The sequence below is a fragment of the Neobacillus drentensis genome (assembly GCF_036962765.1).
Taxonomy (GTDB): domain Bacteria; phylum Bacillota; class Bacilli; order Bacillales; family Cytobacillaceae; genus Neobacillus; species Neobacillus drentensis_C.
In genome coordinates, this window is the sequence record NZ_JBALOS010000093.1 from 19,348 (window position 1) to 25,438 (window position 6,091).

General features: G+C 38.9%; 6 protein-coding genes. All 6 read left to right on the forward strand.

The window, feature by feature from the left end; all coding sequences use genetic code 11:
• A partial coding sequence (locus tag V7137_RS13190; protein ID WP_335698513.1) for a class I fructose-bisphosphate aldolase occupies positions 1-912 on the forward strand: 912 nt, incomplete at its 5' end.
• An 88-nt stretch (positions 913-1,000) separates the two neighbouring features.
• Entirely contained in the window at positions 1,001-1,900 is a 900-nt protein-coding gene (locus V7137_RS13195) for a sugar phosphate isomerase/epimerase family protein (protein ID WP_335698514.1), read from the forward strand.
• A 38-nt stretch (positions 1,901-1,938) separates the two neighbouring features.
• Entirely contained in the window at positions 1,939-2,730 is a 792-nt protein-coding gene (locus V7137_RS13200; RefSeq protein ID WP_335698515.1) for a triose-phosphate isomerase, read from the forward strand.
• A gap of 322 nt (positions 2,731-3,052) precedes the next feature.
• Complete coding sequence (locus tag V7137_RS13205; protein ID WP_335698516.1) at positions 3,053-3,838, forward strand: DeoR/GlpR family DNA-binding transcription regulator; 786 nt, start codon at positions 3,053-3,055, stop codon at positions 3,836-3,838.
• Positions 3,839-4,074: 236 nt separating this feature from the next.
• Positions 4,075-5,268 (forward strand): nucleoside transporter C-terminal domain-containing protein, encoded by a 1,194-nt coding sequence (locus V7137_RS13210; RefSeq protein WP_335698517.1) that lies wholly within the window; start codon positions 4,075-4,077, stop codon positions 5,266-5,268.
• 179 nt (positions 5,269-5,447) lie between these two features.
• On the forward strand, positions 5,448-5,831 hold the full coding sequence (locus V7137_RS13215; RefSeq protein ID WP_335698518.1) for a hypothetical protein: 384 nt from the start codon (positions 5,448-5,450) through the stop codon (positions 5,829-5,831).
• Positions 5,832-6,091 lie beyond the last annotated feature (260 nt).

The window sequence follows — 6,091 nt, forward strand, 5'->3', positions numbered from 1 at the left end:
AATCAACAGGCAAGTTTAATAGAGCCAAACGAAAAGATCTCCACCGTGAGATCTTTTTTACAAGGGTTCGATAAACAAATAACAAGGAAGGTGCACAATATGTCCAAAACAAGAAGGATGTCGAGAATTTTTTCGAATGATGGAAAATCGATTACGCTGGCGTTGGATGGATATTATTTTTCTAGCAAAACGGCGGGAATTGATCAAACGATTGCTCTGTTGCCAAAGCTGATTGATAACGGACTTAATGCTGTGATCGTTACATATGGAATGGCGAAACTGTATGCTGAGTCCTTTACTGACATAGGTTTGATTGTACGTGCTGACGTCTCTACTAGTGTATTTGATGCACGGATTCCTCAAACAACCGACCTTCTCTCAGTTGAAGACGCACTAAAGCTTGGGGCAGATAGTGTTATTTCGATGACTTTCCCTGGCGGGGATGGAGAAGCGGCCTCACATAAAATGGCCTGGGATCTTGCTAAATCGGCGGATCACTGGAATGTCCCGTATATGTGTGAAACGTTACCGTACAGCTACCATGTGACAAATCCAGAATCCAATCAAATAGATAAGATTGCGGCAGCGGCACGGATTGGGACAGAACTAGGCGCGGATATTATTAAAACACGACTGACGGGTGATCAAGAAGATGTGAGAATTATTGAAGCGGCCAAACGTCCTGTTCTTGTATTAGGGGGGCCAAAAACGGATAACATCCTTGATTACTTTACATATGTGAAGCATTGCATGGATATGGGGGCTAAAGGTGTGGCCGTTGGCCGGAATATTACATTAGATGAAAATCCTATTGGTGTCGTGGCTGGGTTAAATAAGATCATTCACCAAAATGGGACAGCAGCTGAGGCTTACCAAATCTATCAATCTAGCTTTGCATTGCTGCAAGCTTAAGGTTTAGTAGCTAGATTCGATTTAGCAGATCATGAGGCTGCATGAGGAAAAATCATTTGAAAACCAATCGGTAAAGGAGAAATGTAAAATGAGTACACAGTTTATTCCATCCCTGCTTGTACCTGAAATATATTTTCCGATGCAACAAGAAAAAGGTTTTACGGTCAATTTGCTTGAAAAAATGGCTGCTGGAGAATTCTATCGTTCATTTGAAATTGCAGATGGACAAGATCAACAGGAGCGTAAGAGCATCTTGGCCTTAAAGGAACAATATAACTTCCAACTGACACAATGGTTCACTTTTTTAATAGATAAAAATAACCTCGATGTTTCTTCTTTGGATTCACAATTGCGTTCAGAAACCGTTCGTCAGATAAAAGAAAATATTTACTTTGCAGCAGAATGCGGGGCTGGCAATATTGCTTTTGTCCCAGGGCCAGACCCTGGTCCAGAACGACGACTAGAGGCAATGGAAGGATTTTATGAAGCCTTGTGCGATATTTGCGAGGAAGCTAGCAAATATAATATGAATGTTTTGGTCGAACATCTTGATCGTTTTGCCCATAAAAAACGTCTGATTGGACCGATGGTTGATACCGTCGAATTGCTTTCAAGTGTGGCAAAAAAATACAGCAATATTGGTTTAGCATTTGATACAGCGCATGCTGCTTTAAATAAGGAAGACATTTCGGAGGCATTAGAACTAGCCAAAGCAGAGATCCACCAAATTCATTTTTCTAATGCAGTAGTCGATCCGAATAGTGAATTATATGGGGATTTCCATATGCCAATCGGGGAACCTGGTTTCTTAACGATTGAGAAGATAAGTGATATTTTACGTAAAGCTGACGAACTAAGTCTCCAATCCGAGCATGGTCTACGTGTTGCTGTTGAAGTGAGAGGAAAAGATAAAGAGAATTACCAAGCGAACGAAACAACGGTACGGTCAATTTTGGAAAAGGCATTAAGTTTAGTAGCTAGTAGATGATTGACTAAACAAGTGAGTGGGAGAAGGGGGGTTATGATATGAATAAGATTTGGATAGGGACCAATTGGAAGATGACAAAGACAATCGCAGAAGGAATTGACTTCACGAAAGGACTTAGACAGATTTCAGAAGCGATCTCGTCGAATCTGCAATTATTTATTATTCCTTCCCATACATCGCTTGTGCCCATTAAGGAGCTAACGACTGGTACCGACATTTATTTGGGGGCACAAAACATGCATTGGGAAGATAGTGGTGCCTATACCGGTGAGATTTCGCCACGGATGTTAGTTGAAATTGGCATTGATATGATTGAACTTGGCCATTCGGAACGAAGGCAATATTTTAATGAAACGGATGCGGCGATCAATAAAAAAGTCCATGCTGCCTTAAGATATTCGATGAAACCACTGATTTGCATTGGCGAAAACATTAATCAGAAGAAACAGCAAATTTCAAAAGAAACCTTGGCGGCACAACTGAAAGTTTGCTTGCAGGGCGTATCAAAGGAACATGCCAAAGAGGTTCTGATTGCCTATGAACCTGTCTGGGCGATTGGTGAGCAAGGAATCCCTGCAGATGCAGCCTACGTTGCCGACATCCATGACTTTCTTCGGGATACGTTGGAGGTGCTATTTGCGGAAGTTGGCAGCGGAATTCCGATTTTGTACGGTGGTAGTGTAAATCATGATAATTTTCTTGAATACATCGATTTAAAAAATGTGAATGGCCTCTTTATTGGCAGAGCAGCTTGGAATATTAATAGTTTCCAAGACATTCTACAGCAGCTTGAATCACATCTAGAAAGCAAAGTAAGTCAAGTCTTATGATCGAATCTCCTCTTTAGTAGAACAAAGAAGCGAAGCCTTCTCTCTACTTCGGAGGGGACTTTTTTTTCCTATTTTAGAGGTCGTTTTGTTGCGGGAACCTGAATTTCCATTTTCTTTCATTGTCAAATTCTAGCGGTTTGCCGCGGTGAAGTAAAACAAAACAAAATAAAGTGAAAATAGAATTAAAAGAAATAAATAAATATTTTAACATATTCAACGATTATACAGGACTTTTTAGCCGATCACCTATATAATATGGGTATTAATATTATTTTGGGAGAACGTTTAGTAAATTTTCGAAAATAAATGAAAGGGTGAAACTATGTTTGCAGATCAACGCAGAAATTTAATTATAGAATTACTGACAGAAAAAGGAGTAGTAACTGTAAATGATTTGACCAGTTTACTTAATATTTCTGCAGCTACCATTCGATCTGATTTAAATCAAATGGAAAAACAAGGTCTGCTTCTTCGTACTCATGGCGGAGCGATGCTGAAAATGGAAGATACCAATAAAGAAACAGATCAACTTGAGAAAAATTATGAAATTCGTGAAAAAAAATTCCGTGCGGAAAAACAAAGAATTGGTAATAGAGCGCTTCAATATATACAAGAAGGGCAATGCATCCTTCTAGATGCTAGTACGACCTGTTTTGAACTCGCAAAATATTTAAGTGAGACAAAAATGAAGTTAACCGTAGTCACGAGTGGAATCGCTACAGCGGCCATGCTCAAAGAAAATCCATATTTAACAGTCATTATCATTGGCGGGATCGTTAGAAATTCTTCCAATTCAGTCGAAGGGTTATTGGGAGAAGAGCTGTTAAGAAAAATCAATATCGACCTTTTATTTACTTCGGCCTATGCTTTTAATATTCGAGATGGCCTTTCTGATTTCAGCTTATATGAAGTGGAATTAAAAAAGGTCATGGTTTCCGTTGCGAATAAAGTCATTGCATTGCTAGATCATAGTAAAGTAGATAAAAGTTCGATCGCAACCTTTGCACGTCCAAATGAAATCGACTTATTTATTACCGATGAGCCTGTTTCTGAAGAAATAAGCGATTTCTTCGCGGCCAATCGGATTGAACTGGAGATTGCGGAATAGAGTACAGGCGTTGAGTAGGGCGATAAAGGATGAGGAAAAGACAAGGGAATCGCAAATGCTCTTGTTTTTTTGAGTCTTAAAAAGTTTTAAGAGTTGCTTGGATGATTGTACCCTGTTTATAAAAGCAGTCCTTACTTTTTCATGCTTTCTGTGCTGTGGTGGAAGGTGTGAAAAGGTAAGGATTTTTTTCTATCAAAAAATGTTTTAGGAAATAATATACCAAAGGAGTTGATCAGGTGTACTTTTTGTTTAATGTACTAGGTCTAATAGTAATGATCGTCCTGATTTACTTTTGCTCGCCTAATAAAAGAAAGGTGAAATGGAAATCCATTGTAACATTGCTGGTCGTAGAATTACTGATCACATGGTTTATGTTATCGACAAAGATTGGGTCTTGGATTATTAATAAAATAGCATCGTTCTTTAACTGGTTAATTGCTTGTGCAAATGAAGGGACCTCATTTGTATTCCCATCCGTTATGGCAAATGAGCAGGTGGACTTCTTTTTTAGTGCGTTAATGCCTATTATCTTTATTATCACGTTCTTTGATATTCTAACGTATTTCGGAATTTTAACATGGATTATTGATAAAGTGGGCTGGCTGATTTCGAAAATATCAGGGTTGCCAAAGCTTGAGAGTTTCTTCTCGATTCAAATGATGTTTCTTGGGAATACAGAAGCACTGGCCGTTATCCGGCAGCAGCTCACGGTATTAAAAGAACATCGCCTGCTTACGTTTGGAATCATGAGTATGAGCAGCATCAGCGGATCCATAATTGGTGCATACTTAACGATGGTCCCTGCGACGTATGTCTTTGTGGCGATTCCATTAAATTGTTTGAACGCACTCTTAATAGCAAACATGCTGAACCCTGTTGACGTTAGTAAAGAGGAAGATATCGTTTATGTTCCTGCAAAAAGTGAGCGGAAGGATTTCTTTTCAACTATCTCAAACAGCATGCTAGTCGGTGTTAAAATGGTAATTGTGATCATGGCAATGGTTATTGGCTATGTTGCACTGACCGCTGGTATCAATGGGATTTTAGGATTCATAGTAAAGGGTTTGACCATCCAAAAAATCTTCTCTATTATCTTTAGCCCATTTGCTTTTCTGCTTGGTTTAGGTGGAGATGACGCTATGTATGTGGCCCAATTAATGGGAATAAAGCTTGCGACTAATGAGTTTGTGGCAATGCTGGACCTCAAAGGCAAAATCAGTGGACTGGCTCCACATACAGTTGCTGTTGCCGTTACCTTCTTAACTTCATTTGCCAACTTTAGTACAGTCGGAATGATTTATGGAACCTTTAATTCAATCCTAAGTGAAGAAAAATCGAGTATTATTGGAAAAAATGTCTGGAAGCTCTTGGTGAGTGGTGTGGGAGTATCCTTGTTAAGTGCGATGATTGTGGGATTATTTGTTTGGTAAAAGAGCGTGGTATTTCTTACACGAATGCAATTTCGTAACTGAGAACGGAAAACATCGTGATCTATTTACAGTAAAAGGCGAACGGTAGCTTTGTTAGCCTTTTATCTTTCGGAAAAAACTGAAACCAAATGGGACTATTTTCGTATAAATAATACAAAGATAAAAAGGAGAGGTACGTAATGTTCTTAGAAGAACTAGAACAAGAGGAGAAAATTGCATTTCTGGAACTGGCTGCACTACTAGCCAGAATTGATGGCAAATTATCGATATATGAAAATTCCTTATTAAAACGATATCAAAGGGAAATGGAACTGGAGGATTATAAGTTAAGAGGTCTCTCCTTAGAGGACATTTTAAATGAATTTAAAAGTGAACGCTCCAAATATATTGTCTTAACCGAAATCTTCCAGCTTATCTATTCAGATGGAGTATTCCACGATCATGAAAGCGAATTTGTCCACATCATCAAGACACACTTCGGATTCGATTCAAGCGAATTTGGAACTTTTAAGGATTGGGTTGGAAAAATAAAAGAATTATCCGTATCAAAGCGAGAGCATTAAAACATCTGAAATCGAGTAAATGGAGAATCTCAATATCGGTCACAAAACAATTCGCATAAGAAAACGAAGTAAAATACACGTAAGAATGGTTCGAAGTCTTCTCCAGGCCATTCTTTTTTTATGCGGTTTTTTGAGCGGGGAATTTGTGTGTGATTCGGAAAACGTTGGGGGAAATCTGTTGGTGCTGTCAGAATGGGGTTCGGATTCCGACAACTTTGAGGGATTTCCAGCGTATGCTGTTCGAATAGGCCACGCATTCA